The 18,715-nt window shown below is 62.8% G+C and carries 22 protein-coding genes and 1 rRNA gene; 12 read left to right on the top strand and 11 right to left on the bottom strand.

Annotation, left to right across the window (positions count from 1 at the left end; translation table 11 throughout):
- Positions 1 to 111: 111 nt before the first annotated feature.
- The 3 genes from E2L06_RS06900 to E2L06_RS06890 all read right to left on the bottom strand — a co-directional run bounded on the left by E2L06_RS06900 (position 112) and on the right by E2L06_RS06890 (position 3,863).
- Positions 112 to 1,585 (bottom strand): 16S ribosomal RNA (locus tag E2L06_RS06900).
- A gap of 644 nt (positions 1,586 to 2,229) precedes the next feature.
- Positions 2,230 to 2,862 carry a metal-dependent hydrolase gene (locus tag E2L06_RS06895; RefSeq protein WP_138779902.1) on the bottom strand — a complete coding sequence of 211 codons (633 nt, stop codon included), beginning with the start codon at positions 2,860 to 2,862 and terminating at the stop codon, positions 2,230 to 2,232.
- 158 nt (positions 2,863 to 3,020) lie between these two features.
- The gene (locus tag E2L06_RS06890) at positions 3,021 to 3,863 is read right to left on the bottom strand and encodes an NmrA family NAD(P)-binding protein (protein WP_138779900.1); all 843 of its coding nucleotides are present in this window, start codon (positions 3,861 to 3,863) and stop codon (positions 3,021 to 3,023) included.
- A 263-nt stretch (positions 3,864 to 4,126) separates the two neighbouring features.
- Here E2L06_RS06890 and E2L06_RS06885 point away from each other — a divergent pair, with 263 nt between their 5' ends.
- The 7 genes from E2L06_RS06885 to E2L06_RS06855 all read left to right on the top strand — a co-directional run bounded on the left by E2L06_RS06885 (position 4,127) and on the right by E2L06_RS06855 (position 8,976).
- Positions 4,127 to 4,489: a helix-turn-helix domain-containing protein gene (locus E2L06_RS06885; protein WP_138779898.1), complete on the top strand. Its 363-nt coding sequence runs from the start codon at positions 4,127 to 4,129 to the stop codon at positions 4,487 to 4,489.
- Between the two features lie 116 nt (positions 4,490 to 4,605).
- Positions 4,606 to 5,676: an ABC transporter ATP-binding protein gene (locus tag E2L06_RS06880; protein ID WP_138779896.1), complete on the top strand. Its 1,071-nt coding sequence runs from the start codon at positions 4,606 to 4,608 to the stop codon at positions 5,674 to 5,676.
- Positions 5,673 to 6,515, top strand: a complete 843-nt coding sequence (locus tag E2L06_RS06875; protein WP_138779894.1) for an ABC transporter permease — start codon at positions 5,673 to 5,675, stop codon at positions 6,513 to 6,515. The genes E2L06_RS06880 and E2L06_RS06875 overlap by 4 nt, the downstream gene beginning before the upstream one ends.
- 67 nt (positions 6,516 to 6,582) lie before the next feature.
- The gene (locus E2L06_RS06870) at positions 6,583 to 6,804 is read left to right on the top strand and encodes a hypothetical protein (RefSeq protein WP_138779892.1); all 222 of its coding nucleotides are present in this window, start codon (positions 6,583 to 6,585) and stop codon (positions 6,802 to 6,804) included.
- Positions 6,805 to 6,847: 43 nt separating this feature from the next.
- Complete coding sequence (gene hisD / locus E2L06_RS06865) at positions 6,848 to 8,140, top strand: histidinol dehydrogenase (RefSeq protein ID WP_138779890.1); 1,293 nt, start codon at positions 6,848 to 6,850, stop codon at positions 8,138 to 8,140.
- Positions 8,141 to 8,229: 89 nt separating this feature from the next.
- Positions 8,230 to 8,427 (top strand): hypothetical protein, encoded by a 198-nt coding sequence (locus E2L06_RS06860; RefSeq protein WP_138779887.1) that lies wholly within the window; start codon positions 8,230 to 8,232, stop codon positions 8,425 to 8,427.
- Between the two features lie 174 nt (positions 8,428 to 8,601).
- Complete coding sequence (locus E2L06_RS06855) at positions 8,602 to 8,976, top strand: iron-sulfur cluster assembly accessory protein (RefSeq protein WP_138779885.1); 375 nt, start codon at positions 8,602 to 8,604, stop codon at positions 8,974 to 8,976.
- Positions 8,977 to 9,123: 147 nt separating this feature from the next.
- Here E2L06_RS06855 and E2L06_RS06850 read toward each other — a convergent pair whose 3' ends face one another.
- The 4 genes from E2L06_RS06850 to E2L06_RS06835 form a co-directional block, all read right to left on the bottom strand.
- Positions 9,124 to 9,324, bottom strand: a complete 201-nt coding sequence (locus E2L06_RS06850) for a dodecin (RefSeq protein ID WP_138779883.1) — start codon at positions 9,322 to 9,324, stop codon at positions 9,124 to 9,126.
- A gap of 76 nt (positions 9,325 to 9,400) precedes the next feature.
- On the bottom strand, positions 9,401 to 10,060 hold the full coding sequence (locus tag E2L06_RS06845; protein ID WP_138779881.1) for a hypothetical protein: 660 nt from the start codon (positions 10,058 to 10,060) through the stop codon (positions 9,401 to 9,403).
- Positions 10,053 to 10,670 carry a hypothetical protein gene (locus E2L06_RS06840; RefSeq protein ID WP_138779879.1) on the bottom strand — a complete coding sequence of 206 codons (618 nt, stop codon included), beginning with the start codon at positions 10,668 to 10,670 and terminating at the stop codon, positions 10,053 to 10,055. The genes E2L06_RS06845 and E2L06_RS06840 overlap by 8 nt, the downstream gene beginning before the upstream one ends.
- Positions 10,671 to 10,744: 74 nt before the next feature.
- Positions 10,745 to 11,731, bottom strand: a complete 987-nt coding sequence (locus E2L06_RS06835) for a metal-dependent hydrolase (protein ID WP_138779877.1) — start codon at positions 11,729 to 11,731, stop codon at positions 10,745 to 10,747.
- Between the two features lie 174 nt (positions 11,732 to 11,905).
- On the opposite strand from E2L06_RS06835, the gene E2L06_RS06830 reads away from it, so the two are divergent.
- Positions 11,906 to 13,117, top strand: coding sequence for an alanine--glyoxylate aminotransferase family protein (locus E2L06_RS06830; RefSeq protein ID WP_138779875.1), 1,212 nt, complete (start codon positions 11,906 to 11,908; stop codon positions 13,115 to 13,117).
- A gap of 27 nt (positions 13,118 to 13,144) precedes the next feature.
- On the opposite strand, the gene E2L06_RS06825 is transcribed toward E2L06_RS06830, so the two are convergent.
- Together E2L06_RS06825 and E2L06_RS06820 are read right to left on the bottom strand one after the other, a co-directional pair.
- The gene (locus E2L06_RS06825) at positions 13,145 to 13,453 is read right to left on the bottom strand and encodes a hypothetical protein (protein ID WP_138782515.1); all 309 of its coding nucleotides are present in this window, start codon (positions 13,451 to 13,453) and stop codon (positions 13,145 to 13,147) included.
- Positions 13,454 to 13,687: 234 nt separating this feature from the next.
- Positions 13,688 to 13,927 carry a DUF5816 domain-containing protein gene (locus E2L06_RS06820; protein WP_138779873.1) on the bottom strand — a complete coding sequence of 80 codons (240 nt, stop codon included), beginning with the start codon at positions 13,925 to 13,927 and terminating at the stop codon, positions 13,688 to 13,690.
- Between the two features lie 182 nt (positions 13,928 to 14,109).
- On the opposite strand from E2L06_RS06820, the gene E2L06_RS06815 reads away from it, so the two are divergent.
- Positions 14,110 to 14,520 carry a universal stress protein gene (locus tag E2L06_RS06815; RefSeq protein ID WP_138779871.1) on the top strand — a complete coding sequence of 137 codons (411 nt, stop codon included), beginning with the start codon at positions 14,110 to 14,112 and terminating at the stop codon, positions 14,518 to 14,520.
- A gap of 24 nt (positions 14,521 to 14,544) precedes the next feature.
- On the opposite strand, the gene E2L06_RS06810 is transcribed toward E2L06_RS06815, so the two are convergent.
- Positions 14,545 to 14,988: a universal stress protein gene (locus tag E2L06_RS06810; protein ID WP_138779869.1), complete on the bottom strand. Its 444-nt coding sequence runs from the start codon at positions 14,986 to 14,988 to the stop codon at positions 14,545 to 14,547.
- A gap of 101 nt (positions 14,989 to 15,089) precedes the next feature.
- On the bottom strand, positions 15,090 to 16,094 hold the full coding sequence (locus tag E2L06_RS06805) for a mechanosensitive ion channel family protein (RefSeq protein WP_138779867.1): 1,005 nt from the start codon (positions 16,092 to 16,094) through the stop codon (positions 15,090 to 15,092).
- A gap of 139 nt (positions 16,095 to 16,233) precedes the next feature.
- Between E2L06_RS06805 and trmB the strand changes: the two genes are divergently transcribed.
- The 3 genes from trmB to E2L06_RS06785 all read left to right on the top strand — a co-directional run bounded on the left by trmB (position 16,234) and on the right by E2L06_RS06785 (position 18,546).
- Complete coding sequence (gene trmB / locus E2L06_RS06800; RefSeq protein ID WP_138779865.1) at positions 16,234 to 17,298, top strand: HTH-type sugar sensing transcriptional regulator TrmB; 1,065 nt, start codon at positions 16,234 to 16,236, stop codon at positions 17,296 to 17,298.
- A 787-nt stretch (positions 17,299 to 18,085) separates the two neighbouring features.
- Positions 18,086 to 18,355 carry a hypothetical protein gene (locus tag E2L06_RS06790; RefSeq protein ID WP_138779861.1) on the top strand — a complete coding sequence of 90 codons (270 nt, stop codon included), beginning with the start codon at positions 18,086 to 18,088 and terminating at the stop codon, positions 18,353 to 18,355.
- Complete coding sequence (locus tag E2L06_RS06785) at positions 18,352 to 18,546, top strand: hypothetical protein (RefSeq protein ID WP_138779859.1); 195 nt, start codon at positions 18,352 to 18,354, stop codon at positions 18,544 to 18,546. The genes E2L06_RS06790 and E2L06_RS06785 overlap by 4 nt, the downstream gene beginning before the upstream one ends.
- The last annotated feature ends 169 nt before the right edge of the window (positions 18,547 to 18,715 follow it).

Here is an 18,715-nt window from a genome sequence, read left to right as displayed (position 1 = left end):
GATTGCGTTAGCCTTGGTAGTTCTAAGGTGCCCGATCGGCCACTCGGTGGTCGATCGAACGTGCGGAAAACCGCTAAGGTGGGCCAGGCGCGACGGCCTGGTCCCGGTCTGTGGAGGTGATCCAGCCGCAGATTCCCCTACGGCTACCTTGTTACGACTTAAGCCCCCTTGCGGAGCCCAGATTCGACCTCGGAATCGAGGCCTCATCCGGACCCCACTCGGGTGCTTTGACGGGCGGTGTGTGCAAGGAGCAGGGACGTATTCACCGCGCCCTTCTGAGGCGCGATTACTACCGAATCCAGCTTCATGAGGGCGAGTTTCAGCCCTCAATCCGAACTACGACCACGTTTCGGAGATTAGCGCCCCCTTTCGGGGTTGCATCCCACTGTCGTGGCCATTGTAGCCCGCGTGTCGCCCAGCACATTCGGGGCATACTGACCTACCGTTGCCCGTTCCTTCCTCCAGTTTGGCACTGGCAGTCCTCCTAATGTACCCAACCACCACAAGGGTGTTGCTGGCAATTAGGAGTGCGGGTCTCGCTCGTTGCCTGACTTAACAGGACGCCTCACGGTACGAGCTGACGGCGGCCATGCACCTCCTCTCAATGGCTCCAGTAAGGTCATCAACCTGACGTTCACTGCACATTGTCGATGCTGGTGAGATGTCCGGCGTTGAGTCCAATTAAACCGCAGGCTCCTCCGGTTGTAGTGCTCCCCCGCCAATTCCTTTAAGTTTCATCCTTGCGGACGTACTTCCCAGGCGGTCTGCTTCACGGCTTCCCTACGGCACACCACAGGCTCGTAGCCTGTGGCACACCTAGCAGACATCGTTTACAGCTCGGACTACCCGGGTATCTAATCCGGTTCGTGACCCGAGCTTTCGTCCCTCACCGTCGGATCCGTCTTTCCAGAGCGCTTTCGCCACCGGTGGTCCGTCCAGGATTACGGGATTTCACTCCTACCCCGGACGTACCCTCTGGATCTTCCGGTCCCAAGCCACACAGTTTCCACCGGACGCCCGCGCGTTGAGCGCGCGGATTTCCCGATAGACTTGCGTGGCCAGCTACGGACGCTTTAGGCCCAATAAGAGCGGTCATCACTCGTGCTGCCGGTATTACCGCGGCGGCTGGCACCGGTCTTGCCCAGCACTTATTCGTGTACCTCCTTACGGTACACAAAAGCGAGGACTATATGCCCTCGCACCTGGAGTCCCCTTATCGCACTTTCGTGCAGTGTAAAGGTTTCGCGCCTGCTGCGCCCCGTAGGGCCCGGTATCTTGTCTCAGATACCGTCTCCGGGCTCTTGCTCTCACAACCCGTACCGATTATGGGCACGGTGGGCCGTTACCCCACCGTCTACCTAATCGGCCGCAGCCACATCCTATGGCGCCGGAGCGTTTCTGACTCTCGCCACTTCCAGGCTGAGAGTCGTATTCCGGATTAGCCTCAGTTTCCCGAGGTTGTCCGGATCCATAGGGTAGTTTGGCCACGTGTTACTGAGCTATCTGCTACGAGTCTCAACTCGTGCAACTAGCATGGCTAAATCGGACTCCAATAGCAATGACCTCCGGCAGGATCAACCGGAATGAAATGCTCTTCCCCAGCGAAGCTGGGGGAGTTGGCGGTGAATGTAAATACACTCACACATGGGTCCACACGTTCGCTGACGCAGATCGAACGACCGATCGGGCGTCACCGAACTACCAAGGCTAACATCAGATCCCATCTGTACGGCGGACCGCAGGGGTGGAATCCTCATTTCCTTCGGACGTACTCGTAGGCCATCAGGGGTACATAACCCCTTCGGACCCGAACCGTCCGAGACGAGATGACGAACCGAGTTGAACGGCCCGTCGCTCACGTGTTCTTCGCGTTTACACCCGAACACCCTTGTACATATAAGGGCGTCGGATCGCATCCACGCCGGAAATCGCAGCCGGCGTGGGTGTGTGCGATCACAACTGAACGCCCAGACACATATAAGGCCTCCGAACCGTCACGATCGGAAACTGATCGTGACAGCCGAGGTCCTGAGGGCGGGTGTAATCCTCCCTCCGTGCCGGGAACCGGCCAGAGGGAACGTGGCGGCGTGCGCCACGTTGTTCGCATTCATATCGAATGCCGGGTGTATATAAAAGGCCGTCGTCTCGAGCGATCACTGCACGACGTTGGACAGTCACAAGATGTGACGCCTCGAGCAGTGCGAGTCGAACCACGACGGTGAACGAGACCTATCGGCGGCCGGGATGATTTGACCGCGAGGAGCCGAAGACGTGGCTGAGGAACGCTCGGGCGACGCGGAGCCCACCAGAGAGTGTCTCACGGAGGACCGGCGCGCCGTCGGCGAGCCACACGACCAGCACCACGCCGGCGAGTCCGAACTGGAGCAACAGATACGTCGAGAGGTCGCCGGCGAGCACGGCGTTCCAGTAGCGACCGAAGAAGTAGAGGAATCCCTCGATGACGCCCTGCCCAGGTGGTCGGCCCTCGACCGATGCGATCGGCCAGAGCATGAGTTCGACCTGGAGGACGCCTTGCCGGAACACGGAGTCGACGATGTCCGCGAACGGATGGGACAGGTAGCCGAGCCCGAACGCGAGTCCAGCGCGTGGGCGCGTGGCCGCGTGTGCGATCGTGCCGACAACTATCGCTAGCGGCACCGCGAAAAAGATCGAGTGACCGACAGCGTAGCCGCTGTCGAACACGCCCAGCTCCCAAGCGAGTGGTTTGTCGATCAGATCCGGGAGGACTGACGCGAACACGACTGCGAACGCCTCGAGCCCGGTCGGAGAGTCACGAAAGACGACGTGACAGCACAGCGAGTAGGCGAGATAGGCGACGATCGCGTGTTCCCACGGCCACATAGGACGGTGGTGTCGTGGGTGATGAATAGTTATGCAGCGCTTTTTGCCGTCCGAAAGAGCAGTTCGATCGTACGGATAATGGTGGCCGGTGTCTCAGTCGGCGACACGGTAGAGCGGTAAGATTACGGATCACGTACACCGGGGAAGAAGAGAGCCGACTACGTCCAGACCGATCGGTTGTCACGGATGAACGTCAGAAGATCGGTCGGTGGCCGGTCGAGAACGGATCGAACGTCGTCCGTCATGCGGTCGGCTAGTCCGAGCCGAGCAGTGGTGTAGATCGCAGTCATCACTCCGACTTTCGCAAGGTCTCGGTCACGTCGATAGCGTGAAGCAAGAAACAGAGGGATCGACGGATCGGTGTATTCGACCTCGTGGTCCAGAACCGACGAAAGGAGACGGCACACCGTTTCGTAATCGATGGCTTCCGGTCCCGTGAGGTCGTACGCGCCGGTGGAGCCGGTCTGAATCGCTCGAACGGTGACGGCAGCGACGTCACGTGCGTCGACGAAACTCGTCTTCCCGCCACCGGCGGGGACGGCCAGTCGTCCCTCGCGAATCTCCTCGCGGTGGGTCGTCGACAGGTTCTGCATGAAAAAGGACGCGCGCAAAAAAGTCGTTTTGAGTCCGGTCTCGGTGAGCCACGACTCGAGACAGGCGTGGGGAACGAACGAGTTTCGATCGGCACCGATGACCGAGAGGAAGACGACGTGTTCGACACCGGCACCGACGGCAGCGGCCAGAGCGGGGATTACGTCCCGACGGACTCGGGATAGCGCCGGCGGTCGCACGAGAAACAGCGTGTCGACATCGGCGAATGCGTCGCGGTAGGTCGCCGGGTCGGTGAAATCGAACGCGACGGTCGCACAGCCAAGCCGGTCCCGAGCCCGAGCAGGATCACGGCTTGCGGCGGTGGCTGAGACGGTCGGCACGTCCCGGATGCCATCGATAACGTGGCGGCCGACGGTACCGGTCGCCCCCGTGACGAGAACGTGGTTCATCACTGGTCACCAGCGAGCGGCGATTGTACGGGAGACCATTCGCGTGCGGGAGACAGCCAGAAGATTGCGCTCGAGTCCCTGCAACAGAACGGGCGGCCGGTTCGAGCCAGCGACCCGAAAATCGCGAGTTGCATATCTGCCACGTCGGCGAGTCAAAGCATAAACTTGTAACTTCGAAGTATCGAAGTACTGGTGTCGAGAATTCACGTTATCCGGGGGTTCGAAACACGAAGTATTCGGTCCAGGACCGACAAGGACTCCATATGGCCGAAAACGACGAGGGGAAATCGAACGACGTCGAGACGGTACCGGGGCTGGACGCCGGGCGGACGCGGGAAACGGCGAGCGCGCTCCGCGATCGACTCGAGCCCGACGAACGCGAGCAGGTCGAACGCACCGTCGCGCAGTTGTTGGATCTCGAGGGACGGCTCGACGTGCCAGCGAACACGCTCTCGGAACGGCTCAAAGAGCTGGTCGCGGCCGGCCTGCTCCGACGTGAATCCTACGACGAGGTGCCGCCGCGAGTCGAGTACGAACCGACCGAGAAGGGCCGTGCGGTGTTCCCGGCGTTCGGGCACCTCCACGCGTGGGCCATCGAGTACGACCTCGAGCCGGTCGGAGACTGACTACGTTTTGCACCTGAAAGGGCTTTTAACGACCAGAGCGACAATAGTTCGAGTATCGAAGTAGCGAAGTGATTTCGAACTCACAGGTATATGCCTGTGGTAGCCCTAGAACGACTGTGACCGACTACGCTATCGAGGCCCGCGACGTGGTGGTGACGTACGCGGACGGAACCGAAGCGGTTCGCGGTGTCGACCTCCTCGTGGAGACGGGGGAGTTTTTCGGCTTTCTGGGTCCGAACGGCGCAGGGAAGACGACGCTGATCAAGACGCTGGTGACGTTGTTGCGGCCGACCGATGGCTCGGTGACGGTCAACGGATTCGACACCGTCGCAGAGCCCCGGAACGTGCGCGCGACGGTCGGGTACATGGCTCAGGAGACGAGCATCGATCCGGAGTTGACGGCTCGAGAAAACCTTCGGTTTGCGTGTGACGCATACGGCGTACCGCGAGCAAAGCGGGCCGATCGGATCGACGAGTTACTCGAACTCGTCGAGCTGACCGACGTCGCGAACAAGGTCGCCGACGACTTCTCCGGCGGGATGAAAAAGCGGCTGGACGCGGCGACTGCACTGGTCCATCGGCCGCCGCTGGTGTTCCTCGACGAGCCGACGACCGGTCTCGATCCGGCCGCACGAAACCGGCTCTGGGAGTATTTCCGACGGATCAACGACGAGGGGACGACCGTCTTCCTGACGACCCAGTATCTCGAGGAGGCCGACCAGCTGTGTGATCGGCTGTCGGTCATTCAGAACGGCTCGGTCGTTGCGGAGGGGACGCCCGAATCGCTTAAACGACGCGTCGGCGGCGAGATTCTCGCCGTCGAACTGGCCAACCCCGAGACGAGCGACCGCGCTGTCACGATCGCCCGCGAGGAGGGATTGTTCGAACCGAGCGCGACGATCGAGCCGACAGAAGAGGGACTGGCCGTGACGGGCCGCAACGCGCGAACGCGGGGCACGGACTTGCTGGTCGCCCTTCGTGACGCCGATATCGGCGTACTGGGGTTCGACGTTCGGGCACCGACGCTCGACGACGTATTCCTCGCAGTGACCGACGATCGGAACGGGGACGACTCGGAACCTAGACACGAGTCACCGCCGACCGATGCCACGGCACCAGGAACGATCGGTGACGGCGGGCACGACTCGAACGGCGATGACGGGACGGAGACCGAAGTGGACCGATGAGCACACCGAACATCAGTCGCCATGGCGGGAGCTTCGCGAGTGACGTGTGGGTCACGTTCGTCCGGTGGACGATCAAGTCAGTGCGGAACCCGTTCGTGCTCGTCGTCTCGCTCGTCCAGCCGATCATCTTCCTGGTGCTGTTCACGCAGGTGTTCGGCGGCGTCGCGACGAGTGCGCTCGAGGGGGTCACTTACGAAACGTATCTCGTGCCGGCGATCGTGATCCAGGTCGCGCTGGTGGCCGCGGCGACGTCGGGGATCGGGCTGGTCAACGACATCGAGAACGGTATGTTCGAGAAGACGTTGGTCAGTCCGATGAACCGAACAGCGATTTTCCTCGGAAAGACGCTCGCCGAGGTCGTACGCATCGTCGTCCAGGTCACGATCGTGCTCGGACTGGGCGTGTTGCTCGGTGCCGAGATCGCCACCGGACTGGTCGGGGCCGTCGCGATCGCGGGCATCTGCGTCCTGTTCTCGGTCTGGTTCACCGCGTTCTCGAACGTGTTGGCCGTAGTGACCCGCGATGAGGAATCGACGATCATTGGGGCGAACCTGCTCCAACTTCCCTTGCTGTTCGTCTCGAGCGCGTTCCTCCCGCTGGCGGCACTGCCGGAGTGGATTCAGACGGTCGCGATGTTCAATCCGATCACCTACGGCGTCGACGCGGCCCGCGCGGTGATGCTCGGTGAGGACACGATGACGGTGATCGAAGTCACCCAGTTCGGCGGGCTGTGGGACACGCTCGTGCCGGCGCTCGCTGTCCTCGTCAGTCTCGCGCTCGCATTCGGCTCAGTGGCCATCTACGCGATCGGCCGCGCTGCCAGCGCCGACGTTCGCTGACGGCTTCGGTGCTCGCTACTGTCGAACCAACCGATATCATTTAGCGAGCCCAGTCGTACCGATTGCTATGGACCAGTCGGGATTCGTCAAGCTCTCGCTCGTCGGATTCGCGCTCGTGATCGTGAGTTTCGTCATCCGTGGGCTGAGCCGGATCGTCCTCGGAGTCGAAACTGCGGATCTCATACAGGCACCGCTGGCGATCGTCGGCTTCGGACTGCTCGTCTATCTGTTCGTCAGGGCAACGCTCGACTTCGTGGGCCTCTGGCCGATCGAAACCGGAGACGCATAACCGGAAGGAAACCGTTTTTCGACCGCCGCGCCAAGTCCGGGGCATGACAATCGACGTGCAGGCGATTTCCGATCTCGGGCCGGACGACCGCGCGGCCTTCTTCGAGCGCGACGCCGGCATCGAGGCGGTCAGGGGAGACGTCCGTGACATCGTCGACCGAGTCCGCACCGAGGGCGACGTCGCCGTCCGCGAGTTCACGAGCGAGTTCGACGGCATCGAGGTCGGCAACCTCGAGATCACCGACGAGTGCGAGCGGGCCGCCGACGAGATCGACGACGGAATTCGGGAGGCGATCGAGACAGCCGTCGCGAACGTCCGCGAGTTCCACGCGGCCCAACTCCCCGACGACTGGCAACGGGAGTTCAGCGAGGGGCGCACGCTTGGACGACGCTTTCGCTCGCTCGAGCGTGTCGGCGTCTACGTCCCCGGTGGCTCGGCGGCCTATCCCTCGAGTGCGATCATGGGAATCGTGCCGGCGGTCGTCGCTGGCGTCGATCACGTGTCGGTGGTGACGCCGCCGGCCGACGAGCTGAACCCGGTGACGCTGGCGGCGATTCACATCTCAGGTGCGGACGCGGTCTACAGCGTCGGCGGCGCGCAAGCGATCGCAGGGCTGGCCTATGGAACGGAGACGATCACCAACGTCCAGAAGATCGTCGGCCCCGGCAACAAGTGGGTAACTGCGGCCAAAGCCGAGGTTCGGGGCGATGTCGAAATCGACTTCCTCGCGGGCCCGAGCGAGGTCGTCGTAGTGGCAGACGAGAGCGCGGACCCAGCGTTCGTCGCCGCGGAACTCGTCGCTCAGGCCGAACACGATCCAAACGCCTCGGTCGTGGCCGTCACGGACGACGAGGCGACTGCCGACGCCGTGGCTGCGGCCGTCGACGAACAGGTCGGCGACCGCGACCGCGAGGAGATCATTCGGGAAGCGCTCGCGAACGATGCAAGCGGCGTCCTGTTCGGTCGCTCGATGAGCGAGGCGATCCTCTTTACCGAGGCGTACGCGCCCGAACACCTCGCGATCATCGCCGACGACGACGAGTCGATCTTGGAACGAATCGACAGTACAGGGAGCGTCTTCCTCGGACCGAACACGCCAGTCGCAGCGGGTGACTACGCCAGCGGTACCAACCACGTGCTGCCCACCAACGGCGGGGCGCGCGTGACTGGTGGGCTGTCAGTCGAGACGTTCCTCCGGTCGACGACGGTCCAGCGACTCTCCAGCGAGGGGCTGGCCGACCTGGGCGAGACGGTCACCACCCTCGCCGACGCCGAAGGACTCGAGGCCCACGCCGCGAGCGTTCGGCTCCGGCTGGGCGAAGCGTCGGACGAATAGCGACCGGTAATCCGTGATTGATCGGCCGGAAACAGGTTACGGAACCGCATATCGGTTTTACGTAGCTGGAACACGGAGTAGGCAGTGAGATGGAACCGCGTGTCGATCCGACGGACGGGCGCGTCCTCGAGCGCAACTACGATTATGCACAGCGGAACGTGCGGCTCCTCTCGATGTGGTACGACTGCGAACTCGAGCGGATGCTCGAGTTGCTGGCGAAACACGATATCGAGCTGTCGCGAAACGATCGGCGGCAGTTCGGTGCCTGGTACCGGTTGCTGCGGTAACGCTCGAGGTGTTGTCAGTATCACTGCGCGTCGCGGCACGCCCGATCGAACGACAGAGCTGTGAGCCGTGTGAAGCGGGCAGTCGGGGCGAGACAGCGGCATAACCGAATTTGGCTAGTACATCTGCCTGCTGAGGGCGTCACAGTTAACATCGTTGCGCCGGAATGGGATGGTATGAGCACGGACAGTATGGACGGCGGGGAGGCTGATACGCGTCCGAAGATCGAAGTAACCGAAGACGCGGCCGAGCAGGCCATTTCGCTGCTCGAGGGTGAAGGCCTCGATGTGTCGGAAGCGGGCCTCCGGCTGTTCGTCCAGCAGGGCGGCTGTGCCGGTCTCTCCTACGGGATGCGCTTCGACGACGCACCCGACGAGGACGATACGATCTACGAACACCACGATCTGCGCGTGTTCGTCGATCCGGCGAGCCTGAAGTACATCGAAGGGAGCGTCCTCGACTACGAGAGCGGGCTGCAGGCCGAAGGATTCCACGTCGACAACCCGAACGTCGTCAGCGAGTGTGGGTGTGGCGAGTCGTTCCGCACGTAACCGCTCCCGTACACCGCCGGCTGACGCGGACGCACCACCTCGAGAACACACGACACAGCGTTTCCCCGTCTCGGATCAGACTGCTCAAAAAAGCAGCGACCGACTCCTCGCCGGTCGACTCACCGCATCGACTCGATAGCCGGTGCGTTACTCCTCGAGTTCGAACGCGACGGTGACTTCGGCCTGGTACTCCCGGTCGTCGGCGCTTGCGATTTCGACGCCGAGTTCGTCGACTTCGATCCAGTGGACGTTCTGGATGGTTTTTTCTGCGCGGTCGATGGCGTCGTCGGCCGCGGCGTCGAAGCTTTCGGGGCTGGTTCCGATGAGCGTGATCTTTTTGAATACCATCGCCCCCGTTTCTACACCGTAACCCGACGTAAAACTGCACGTCGTTTCCGGGTCGTGGGAGTACTCGATGCGTCGATTAGTCAGTTCGCGCCTCGAGTCGCTCGCGGATCGCGCCGGAGACATCGGTGAGGTAGGCACCGCCCCACAGCGCAACGATCAGACCGCCGATCGAATTAAACACGAAATCCAGCATCGTATCGTTGAGGCCGTACTGCGTGAGCACGGCGTCGATGCCGAACGCGTCGGCCGACAGCGCGATGGCGAACTCGAGGACCTCCCAGAGGACGCCAAAGGCGAGGACGAACAGCAGGATGAAGACGGCGACGAACCGCTGAGGGAAGTGGATCCCATCGGCGTGCTCGTGGAGCGCGCGGACGGTTGCATAGCCGACGCCGGCGACCAGCGACGCCGACAGCGCGTGGGTCATGTGATCCCACCACCAGACCTGACTGTAGAGCGTTCTGGTAGCACCGGGGAGTCCGACAGTACCGAAGGCGTGGAGGAAAACAGCAGTGGTGATCCAGAGCGTGAGCCGCGGGTCCATCGGAATCTCGTAGTCGCGCTCGAGGATCGGCGGGAGTTGCGTCACGGCCAGCGCCACGCCGGTGTTGATCACGATGCCGGCGTTCCCCCGGTCGATACCGACGAACAGCATGCCGACCAGCCCGATCTCCATGAGGTAGGTGAGCTGGCGCTGGCGCTCCCGGGATGGGAGTAATCTGTCGAGGTTACGCATTGGTATCCTCCGCGGCGGCCATTTCATCGGGTGGACGACACTGCTCGTGGCGGCCGAGCCGCCGGAAATACAGTTCGAAGACGATACCGGCACCGAGCCCCGTAACCGTGGAATAGACGAATTCCCACATCACGGCGTCGTGGTCAGTGGGGAACGGGACACCGAGGAGTCCGGCGGTGCTCCACCGAAAGAGCGCCCAGAGGGCGGCGGCGGCCATCGTCGTGACGGCGACAAAAATGACCGCGAAACTCGAGGTCATCCGCACGGTCGTAAACGTCTGCAGTTCGACGGCGAAAACGAGGGCGATCGTGGCGACCGAGAGATACGAGGCGACGTGTCCCGTCAGCCGGTCGGAGCCAAGCGCCAGTCCGAGGACGGGCAGCGCCGCGAGCAAGAGCACCTCCCAGGGGATCATCGCCTCCCACGAACGGACGGCAATCGGCGGCAGCAGTGCCAGCGCGACGAGCGCCACGGCAAACGTCGCCCAGAGGATACCGCCGGTCACGAACTCACCGAGACCGATGAGCGCGATCGCGACGACCAGGAGCCACGAGAGGGCCGCGTTGGTCCGGCCGTCGACGATCAGTTCTTCGAGTGAAGCCTGAGACACAGTGAATCGTACTGACCGTTCTCACAAAAACGTAGTCGTCATGCGGTGGCCCGAAACAAAGACACGTGAGGCGGTCATGCTGGTACGACGAGCAGGTAGACGGCTGCATACGCGGCCAAGGCGACGGCGATAGCTGCCACCGTCGTGAGCCCGGTCTCGAAGACCGCGTCGGCGGACGGACGCCACCGATCGCGCGCGCCGAAGGGACGCCAGTAGGAGTCCTGGACGACGCCACAGAGGAGGCCGACGCCGAGGATCGAGAAGACGAAATGATAGGATACCTCGAGCGTCGGCGGCGTCACGGCGAGTGCGGCGACGCCGTAGACAGCGCCGACGGCGGCCCGGCGGTCGACGGCCGCGAGGATCGATCGATCGGTGACCCGATACGCCACCGCGATCGCGAACGCGATCGTGGCGAGTTCGATCGCGAACGCCCCAAGCAGGTGCAGCGTCGGATCCGGATGGAGCACGACGCGTGACTCGAGGCCCGGCGAGCCGAAGGGGAACAGCCAGTCAGGTGGCGAGCCGGTCACGAGATCGCCCCACGGGTGCGACCAGAGGCCCCAGAGTGCGGCGAGGGCCACCGTCGCCGGTGGCAGCGTCGACAGCCGGGAGACTCCACGGGAGACGAAGATTCCGCTGGCTACGAACAGCACCATCACGAACGCGGCGAGGGGACCGTCCCAGACGAGCGCGACCGCAACGAGGGCCACGAGAGCCGCGAGTCCGACGACGTGGCCGACGCGCTCGCGCGCCGAGTGCCCGCGGACGGCGAGCAACCCGAACGCCGGCGCGACGACCGCCCCGACCACCAGCGAGTGGGTGACCGATCGGTGGACGGCCCGGCTCGCGCCCCAGAACGCCGCCGGGGCCCCGAGATCGCCGCCGAGGGCCTGCCACTCGAGGAGGCCGACGAGTGCGTACGCGACGTCGATATCCGGAATCGCGGCGAACGCGCCTGCGACAGCGCCGACGAGTAGGGCCGGCCGGCGATCCCACCCCCGCCAGTCCGCAGCAAGTGCCGCGACGGCGAACGCGAGCAAGGCGTGCCCGACAAACATGGATATATCGGGTATGCGGCGGGTCCTCTTAAACAACTCGTAGCTGTGTCAACACTACCCACCCGATAATGAGTCCGGGACAGTGTACCCGACACCAGATCGCCGGTGTCGAACGGAGAGCTATCGTTCGCCGCTGCCGGTAGGTCTTTGCAAGTGGCACGCGAGCACACGCCCATGGCTCAGCAACCGTCGACTGAGGCGACTGGCGCACCGTCCGTTGGCGAACTCACACCTCCGGATCGGACCCTGATGGGTCCTGGACCGAGCGACGTGAACCCGCGCGTACTGCGGGCGATGAGCACGCCGCTCGTGGGACATCTCGATCCCTCCTTCATCGAGATCATGAACGAAGTTCAGGAGCTGTTGCGCTACACCTTCCGGACGGACAACCAGTGGACGATTCCGGTCTCGGGGACCGGCTCGGCCGCGATGGAAGCAGCGATCGGTAACGTCGTCGAACCCGGCGATACGATGCTCGTCCCGACCAACGGCTACTTCGGCGGCCGAATGGCCACGATGGCACAGCGGGCCGGCGGCGAGGTCGTCGAAGTCGACGCACCGTGGGGCGAACCCCTCGAGCCCGACATCGTCGCAGACGCACTGGCAGAATACGACCCCGATATCTTCGGGTTCGTTCACGCCGAGACGAGTACGGGCGTGCTTCAGCCTGACGTCGCCGAGCTGACGGCTGCGGCCCACGACCACGACGCGCTCGTGATCGCCGACACCGTCACCTCGCTGGGCGGCGTCGAACTACGCGTCGACGAGTGGGACATCGACGTGGCCTACTCTGGTCCACAGAAGTGTCTCTCCTGTCCGCCGGGTGCGAGCCCACTCACGCTCTCGGACGAGGCGATGGAAAAAGTCCTCTCGCGTGAGGAAGACCCCCGCTCGTGGTACCTCGATCTCTCTTTGCTCGAGGGCTACTGGGGCGACGAGCGCTCCTATCATCACACTGCACCGATCACGAACGTCTATGCGCTCCGGGAGGCCCTGCGACTCGTCGCCGAGGAGGGGATCGAAGATCGCTGGGCGCGCCACGAACGGCTCGCCGGTGCGCTCAAAGCCGGTGTCGAGGCGATGGGCCTCGAGATGAACGCCCCCGACGAGTACTGGCTGCCGAGTCTCAACGCCGTCCGCGTTCCCGACGGCATCGACGACGGCGCGGTCTGTGATGCCTTACTCGAGCAGTACGACCTCGAGATCGCGGGCGGACTCGGCGATCTCGCCGGCGAGATCTTCCGGATCGGCTGTATGGGCCACTCCGCACGGCCCGAGAACGTCATCTACGTCGTGACCGCGCTGGGTGACGTCTTGGAGTCGATGGGCGCAGATGTCGAGCCTGGTAAAGCCGTGACTGCGACGCGACGCGCGCTGAAAGAATAGGGAGTCGACTGCGGTATTCTGCCGTTTCTATGCCGATGCTCGGGGTCCTGGGGGCGCTCGTTCGACCTGATAGTCTTCCCCGTCGACGACGATGATGGCCCACTCGTAGTTCGGATTCGTCCGCTCGAGCCGTGCCTCGAGGTCGTCGGCGTCGTTTGGTTCGGCGACGAAACAGTGGAACTGTCCCGACGACGCAGACGGAAGCTCTCCTGTCTCGAGAACGGTGTTTACGTGGACGACTTTCCACGCACGTTCGGCGCGGAATTCGGGGCCGTTGCCTTCGACGGTGTAACCCAACTCTGCGAAGATCGACCTGGCCTGCTCGACGAGTCGCATGTTAACAGGACCCATTCGATACCATCTATGGGACCATCCCTCATAAATGTTAGTACGTGACAAAGATTCGCCGTATCACTGCGCGTCTTCGAAGCAACCTGCACTAGTTTCGGTCATCTGTGTTACAGGATCGGTGGTCGCGACTGATAATAGGGAACAGTCGTCTGCCAACAGCGAGGCCACGACGAAACGCGGGCAGTACGAACGATGACCACGAGAGCGGCGGACGGACCGTTACTCGTGGGCGGCGTCCCACTCGGTCGGTTTGCGGAAGTTTCCACACTGGTTGCACTTGATCCGACCCATCGCGTCCATCGCGGTATCGAGTGACTCGCAGTTCGTGCAGAACCAGCCATAGCGGCGCTCAGCGTCGCTAGACTCGTAGGCGACGAGGAAGGGCCCCTTCGATCCTTTGTCGCCCTCCGTCTCCGAGATGTAGACGGTGTCGCCGTCGTCGGTCGACCAGGTTTGCATGCCCAGCGATAGCGTCGCTTCCGATAAATGATTGTCTTTCCGGCATGGATGCGCCGACACACGGCGAACGGTACCCTCACGTGCGGCCGAAATCACACGCCAGAGCCGACAATGTGATAGGTTCCCAAGGATGACAGTCCGTACTGAAAGGTTTACCCGCGCGGAAATCGTCCAGTTGGCTAATGTCGCTGGTCGTCGTTCCTGTTCGATATCCCCTGTCAAAGCACTCGCGACGAACGCTCGAGCGGGCCCTCGAGATCGCTCGCACGCGAGATGCAGCGCTGACGGTTCTCCACGTGAATCTCTACCAAAACGGGAAGAAAGTGACGCGGGTCGATCTGAAAAACGCCGTCGAGAAGGCGTTCGGCCGGATCGAACGGGCCCGGTATGTCGTCCGGACCGGCTTTCTCGTCGAGGAGAGTATCCTCGACGAGGTCGCCGCCGAGGGTGCCGATATCGTCGTGATCGGCTCCAAACAGGCGAGTCGGCTTCGACGGATCTTCCAGCGATTTACCGATAACCCGAACATCGACCAGTATCTACGAAACCACCTCGACTGTGAGGTCATCACAGTCGAAAGTGCACGCGCCTAAGAGGTGTCAACGGGCAGTCGCCGATTACTCGTGAGCACCGGCGTTCCGAACGACGAACACCGGGATCGAGGCGTTGTCGACGACCCGCTCGGAGACGCTGCCAAGCGAGGTGACTTTCTCACGGGGACTCTTGCCCCGCGTCCCGATGACGATCAGATCGATCTCCTGTTCGTCGGCATACTCGAGGATCGTCTTCGACGGCGTCCCGTGTTGGACATCGCTGACCGTCTCGAGGCCCTCGTCGGCCGCTCGCTCTGCGACGGCGGCGACGGCCTCCTGTCCTTCGTCCTGGAGCGAGTGCTCGAGGTTCGTACTGGTCTCGTCGTCGGCAGCGGCAGTGATGCGGCTGTCGACGACGTACAGCGCGTGCACCGTCGCGTCGTTGTCGGCGGCAATCGCCAGACCGTGGGTGAGCGTCTCGGAAATCGTGTCGCTTCCGTCCGTGGGAATGAGAATATCGTCGTACATCTGTCGGTCGAGTTTCGAATTGGGCCGGACCCAGTATAAATTACACCCACACTACGAGTCGATGGGAGCGGTCCGGCCGCACACGGCGGATCGGTCCGCCGTCACCGATCCGCCGGATCCGCTGGCCGCTCGCCTGGCTCGACGGGCGCGTCGGTCGCCGAGTGCTCGAAGCCCGATTCATCGACGGCCAGCCGCGCGACGCCGCTGGTCTCGTCGAAGACGTGATGGCGGCGGGGGTATGCGAACTCGACGTCGAGGTCCGCGAATCGCTCGCCGATCGCTTCCTGGACCGCCGACCGGATGATCGGCTGTTTGTAGGGATGTTCCATCCAGAAGAAGAGCTCGAGGACGATCCCGTGATCGCCGTACGTTTTGATGTTGCATTTGGGTGCCGCGGCGTACCGGGCGCTGCCGATCCGGATGTCTGGCCCCCCGGAGATGACGTCGTTGACGGACCGGGCAGCCCGTTCGGTAGCCTGCCGTGCTGCCTCGAGGTCACTGTCGTAGGTGATCTCGAGGGTGAGCGAGGTTCGCGTGCGTTCGTCTTCCGCGGAGTAGTTTACCACGTCGCGCGCGTGAATATCGGAATTCGGAATGACGATAAAGGTGTTCTTGAGAGTGAAGATCTTGGTGTAGCGGATCGTGATGTCCTCGACGAACCCACGGTGGCCGGCGTCGGTCACCTCGATCATGTCGCCGATCTCGTAGGGACGGTCGGCCAACACGTAGAAGCCGTTGATCAGACTGCCGACCACGGGTGCGAGGACGACTGCGATCACGGCCGAAATGACGGTCACCGAGAGGAGGATCTGCGTGTTGCCGACGCCGATAATGCTGGCAGCGATGGTGGCGGTCCAGATGAGGGTGGCGACTCTGACGCCGCTGAGAACCGATCGCGTGACGCTCGGTCGCTTGATCCGGCGTGCGACCGTCCGGCCTGCGAGGCGAACGATGACCTTCGAGAGGTACCAGCCGGCGGCGAGCACGACGAGTGCGAGGACGATCTGGATCACGTCCAGGGGGACCGTTCTCGGGAGCAGCTCCTGAATCGCTTTGGCCACCGAGTTTTCGGCGGCGCTCTCGTTGGCCTGAAGGACCCCGCGCATGCCAACACACTCTGGCCCGCTGTGGTTAAGCGTTCTGACCCTCTCTCCGAGCGACCGGTCGTGAAACAACCCGATTTCGAAAACGCGTGCTACTCGATGTATAATAAATCATTTAGTCACCGATGTCGTAGGGACGGATATGGCACCAGACGAACTTCGCTCGACGGTCGAACGCGTCGGCGACCGGTTTAATCTCGGCGAGTACGAGATCGACGCCTATCTCACTGTCTTAGAGCAAGGTCAGCTCACTGCAAGCGAGATCGCAGACCGAACGGAGATCCCCCAGCCCCGGGTGTACGACACCGTCCGCAGCCTGAGCGACCGTGGACTGGTCGAACTGCGCGAGTCCCGCCCGATGAAGGTCGTCGCGATCGATCCCGCGGAAGCCTTCGACGACGTCCAGACCTCCTTCGAGCAGATGATCGCCGACCTCGAGGCCCGCTACACCGCGCCGGCCAGAGACACGGAGGCCGTCTCGCTGGTCAAATCGCGGTCGACGATCCTGCGTTACCTAGAGGAGGTCATCGACAGCGCGGAGTTCGAACTCGCACTGTCGCTCACGCCGGACCTGCTGACCCGGTTCGAGGCGGATCTCCGTGATGCGGTCGACGCCGGCGTAAGCGTGGACCTGATCGTGACGCCGGCCAGCGAGGCCCCCGATCCGGACGCGTTCGACTACGGCGCGGTTGCCTCGACCGCACGCGCCCGACGCGGGATCACGACGCCGGTCGTCGCGGTTGCCGACGGCAACTACTCGATGTACGCGACCCAGGACGCCCTGCGTGACGACCAGGATCGGTACGGCGTCATCTTCAACCGGTCGGCGCTTGGCTTCCTCATCTCCGGGTTCTTCGGGACCGTCCTCTGGACAACTGCCGATCGAACGCTCGGCGAGGACGACACTGCACGGTCGTACCCCCGGAAGTACGCCTCGATCCGCCGGTGCGTGAAGGATCTGCTCGATGAAGGCGGCGATTTCTACGCGACTATCGACGGCCGCGACGTCGAAATCGGTGGCCAGCGGATCGTTCGCGGACAGGTCCGTGATATCGCCTTCGAGGTCAGCGAAGAGGTCGCCAGTCTCACGATCGACACCGAAGACGGCGAGGAGGTCACTGTCGGCGGCCGGGTCGCCGCCCTCGAGGACGTCGAAGCCCACGAGATCCACATCGGCCGGAACGAGCCACCAGCGCTCGAGGACTGAGACGGTCTACTGTCCCGATGTCCCGGCGCACCCGCAGGACGGGTCGCAGGTGCGCTAGCAATAGCAAGCCCGTCCGAGAAAACCGGGTCGCTCGAGATGCCGCGATGGCGTCGTGGACGGAGACGCAGTTATAACAACAACTGAAACGGTTGACATACCGATCGCGCAGCCCTCGTGCGATCGGGTGTGCAGTGACGTTCATACTGTCGGACAGCAGTCAATACGACATCGGTCGCGGATTCGCGGCCGTCTCCACTGGTGACGGCTGCAGCAGCGCGACCGATCGTCGCGTCGTTCTGTCCGACAGTATCAGTGGCTACGATAGCACCGGAAGACGGAAACAGCGAAATCACAACTCAGGACCGCTTCACCCGAATATCACGAACCGGGAGTTGTGCCTCATTAATCGGGTAGGCGCATGGTACTGATATCTAATAGCACCCTACAAGTAGTGTCAAATGAACATACCGCGTATAACAATTAGACGATTTCCTGCACGTTGCCATAAGACCGTGCTATTCGAAAGCGGCCCAGCAAGATCAGCCCCAACGAGAGGCGACGATCCGTCGAGGAGTGGACCAGACCGAGCGAACGGCGGGCAGTGGTCGGCGAACAACCGGCACCGATCCAGACGGAACATCCGGCGAGAACGAGCGAGCGGTGATCGTCAATGAGCAGCACAGCAGCACCAGCACGCGAGACTCCGGATGCGGTGTCTGGATGACACCGCATCGGCGGTGACAATGACGACGTCGAATCACTCTCACAGGACGTCGCCTTCGAGATGTTGAGTTGCAAACGCCGGCGAGACGTGCTCCGCTATCTTCGACATACCGGCGGGAGCTCCGAACTGCGCCCGCTCTCGCGGCAGATCGCCGCGTGGGAAAACGACGTCCCGCTCGAGGCAGTGACCTACAAGGAACGGGCGCATGTCTACACGGCGCTTCGGCAAGCGCACCTCCCGAAGTTGGACAGCTATGACATCGTCGAGTTCGACCCCGATCGCGGAACCGTCGCCCTCACCGGGCGAGCGATCTCGACGTGTACCTGGACGTGAATTCCCGCGGCGAGGTCAGCTGGAGCACGTACTACGTCGTTCTCGGCAGCTTCTCGATCGCGTTCGCCGCCCTCATCCTGCTCACCGCCTTCCCGTTCGGTTTCCTGCCAACCGGAGCCGGCGTCCTGATCGTCGGCCTGCTCTATCTCGGATCGGCGATCGCACACCGGCTCTACGAACGTCGAACGTAGATCAGCAGCGGCACCCAGTCGCCGCAAGAACACTTCGCGTCGATCTAGGAATTCTGGCACCGGCTGTTGTTTTCGACAGTCGGAAACACCTCGTGTTTTAGATTTTAAGCCGACAAAGGGGTATATATCTCGAAGAAAACGAAACAAACAGCTCTTGTACCCACATTCG

The organism is Haloterrigena sp. H1 (genome assembly GCF_005938085.1).
Lineage (GTDB): Archaea > Halobacteriota > Halobacteria > Halobacteriales > Natrialbaceae > Natrinema.
This window is presented reverse-complemented; position numbering and strand designations above follow the sequence as displayed.